Origin of the sequence: Mesorhizobium sp. M1E.F.Ca.ET.063.01.1.1 (assembly GCF_003998155.1) — a bacterium.
Taxonomy (GTDB): Bacteria; Pseudomonadota; Alphaproteobacteria; order Rhizobiales; family Rhizobiaceae; genus Mesorhizobium.
The window spans coordinates 1-2,482 of the sequence record NZ_RZSC01000829.1; the positions used below are offsets into that span (position 1 = coordinate 1).

Sequence of the window (2,482 nt, forward strand, 5' to 3'; positions counted from 1 at the left end):
AGGCTGTCGAGGTCCTTCGATGACACGCCCGGCATGTCGCCGAGCACGATCATGGCGCCGGCGGCGTCTGGCGCGACCTGCGCGATGCCTGCCTTCAACGACGAGGCGAGACCGTCAGCGAAGTCCGGATTGTCGGCGAGCCTCACATCGAGGCCGGAAAGCACGGAGCGCACGCGTTCGCGCTGATGTCCGGTGACGACGATGGTGCTGGCCGCCTTCGAACCCAGTGCGCGCTCGGCTGTGCGGCGCACCAGCGGCTCGCCGTCGAACAGCGCCAGGAGCTTGTTCGGCCCGCCCATGCGGCTGGAGCGGCCGGCGGCAAGAAGCACGATATCGACCCTGGGCTCCGATCTTGCCGACTGTGGGGCCGGCAGCGGCTCGCGCGGCTGCGGCCTGGTCGGGATTTCCATGAGCAGCCCGCCAACACCCATGCCGGCAATATCGCGCGCCGTCACGTCGAGCCCGGCAATCAGCCGATCCAACACCCAGTCGAAACCGTTTTCCTTGGGGCTGCGGGCGCAGCCGGGCGCGCCAATGATGCGTTTGCCGGCAAGCGTGCCCAGCACCAGCAGATTGCCGGGATCGACCGGCATGCCCGCGCGGATGACGGTACCCCCTGCGCGCTCGATCGCCGCCGGCACGACATCGGCGAAATCGCTCATCGCCGATGCCCCGAAGATCACCACCATGTCGTTGCCGCGCGCCAGCGCGGTCGCGGCTTCCGCGACGGGCGCCACTTCATGCGGCGTGCGCCGCTCCGCCGTCAGGCGGCCGCCGGAACGCGACAGCCGCGCCTCGGTGACGCGCAGCGTCTTGTCGAGCACGCTCGGCTTCACGCCGGGGAGCGTTGTCTGGATGACGCCGACATTGACCGGACGATAGGCGTTGACGGCAAAGATCTCGCCGCCGGCGCAGATCTTGACCACCGCATCGACCAGGCTCGCGGCGACAGCAAAGGGAATGATCTTCACCGTCGCCACCATCTGGCCCTTCTCGACCGGCGCGTGCTGCGCCAGCGTGGCGACGGTGATGGCCGGATCGACGGCGTTGATGGCGTCGATCATCTTTGCCTCGACGGTGAAGATGCCCGCGGTCGCGGCATGGAGATTGACCCGCCCGGTCGCGGCGGGTTTCACCTCGACGTTGCGGTGGCGCATGCCGGCGGCGATCTTCGCGGCCGCCGTATCCTCACCGAGATCATCGGAGGACAAAACGGCGGCGACAACTTCCCTGACGCCGGCCGCTTTCAGCGCCATGACATCGTCGCTGCTCAGCCGATGCGCCTTGCGGAACCGGCGTTCGCCGGCTGCCGTCGCATGCGCCAGCACCGCGCCTTCAGCCTGCTCGATTGGAACCGGGCCGAACTTCACGCCACGGCACCTTTCACTTCGAGGCCGCGCGAGCGGAACGCGTGGATGGTCTGCGCCAGCACCGCAACGGCGATCTCGGCCGGGCTCGCCGCGCCGATGTCGAGACCGATCGGCGCATGGATGCGGGCGATCTGGTCGGCGCTGGCGCCCAGCGCCAGCAGCCGCTCGACCCGCTTGGCGTGGGTCTTCCTGCTGCCAAGCGCGCCGACATAGAAGCACCTGGCATCGAGCGCCGCCTTCAGCGCGAAATCGTCGATCTTCGGATCGTGGGTGACGGCGGCCAGCGCGGTGTAGCTGTCGAGCGGTTTGCGCTTCAGCACATCCTGCGGCCATTCGGCATGCAGCGCCACATCTGGAAAGCGCTCGGGCGTGGCGAAGGCGGTGCGCGGATCGACGATCTCGACCGGATAGCCGGCGATCCTGGCCATCGGCGCCAGCGCCTGGCTGATATGGACCGCGCCGATCACCACCAGGCGCGGGCGCGGCAGATGCGCGTTGAGAAAGAAAGTCCGGCCCTCCGCCTCCACCGATCCCGAATTGCCGGTCCGGAACGCCCTGGCGATCGCCGCCCCGAGATCGCCCGCTACGTGATCGCCCTCGCGCACGATGCGGTCGCGGCCGTCACCGAGATCGGTGACCAGCACCGCGGCGCGCCGGGCGCGGCGCTCCTCATTCAATGTTTTGAGAACGTACGGATCCATCCGCAGTCAGCCCAACCGTTCGACATAGACCTTGATGCGGCCGCCGCAGGACAGCCCCACCTGCCAGGCGGTTTCGTCAGCGACACCGAACTCGAGCATCTTCGCCTTGCCGCTGCCGATGACATCGATCGCTTCGGTCACCACGGCGCCCTCGACACAGCCGCCGGAGACGGAACCGTGGAAATTTCCCTCGGCGTCGATGACCAGATGGCTGCCGACCGGGCGCGGCGCCGAACCCCAGGTTTCGACCACGGTTGCGATGGCGACATCCTTGCCATCCTTCATCCAGCCTTCCGCTATGATCAGCGGATCGCGGGCCTCATCGAGATAGATGCTGTTTTCCATGACTGCTTCTCTTGGAGTCTGTTTATGATCTGGGCAGTTCGCGCAAATGCATGCTCAATCAATCAC

General features: G+C 67.4%; 3 protein-coding genes. All 3 read right to left on the reverse strand.

Annotated features, from left to right (window positions below):
- A partial coding sequence (locus EOA29_RS32980) for a molybdopterin-binding/glycosyltransferase family 2 protein (RefSeq protein ID WP_127222177.1) occupies nucleotides 1-1,370 on the reverse strand: 1,370 nt, incomplete at its 3' end.
- Nucleotides 1,367-2,071, reverse strand: a complete 705-nt coding sequence (locus EOA29_RS32985) for an XdhC family protein (RefSeq protein ID WP_126093636.1) — start codon at nucleotides 2,069-2,071, stop codon at nucleotides 1,367-1,369. The genes EOA29_RS32985 and EOA29_RS32980, both read right to left, overlap by 4 nt.
- 6 nt (nucleotides 2,072-2,077) lie before the next feature.
- A complete protein-coding gene (locus tag EOA29_RS32990) occupies nucleotides 2,078-2,416 on the reverse strand; it encodes an XdhC family protein (RefSeq protein WP_127222178.1) in 339 nt (112 codons plus the stop codon).
- Nucleotides 2,417-2,482: the final 66 nt, after the last annotated feature.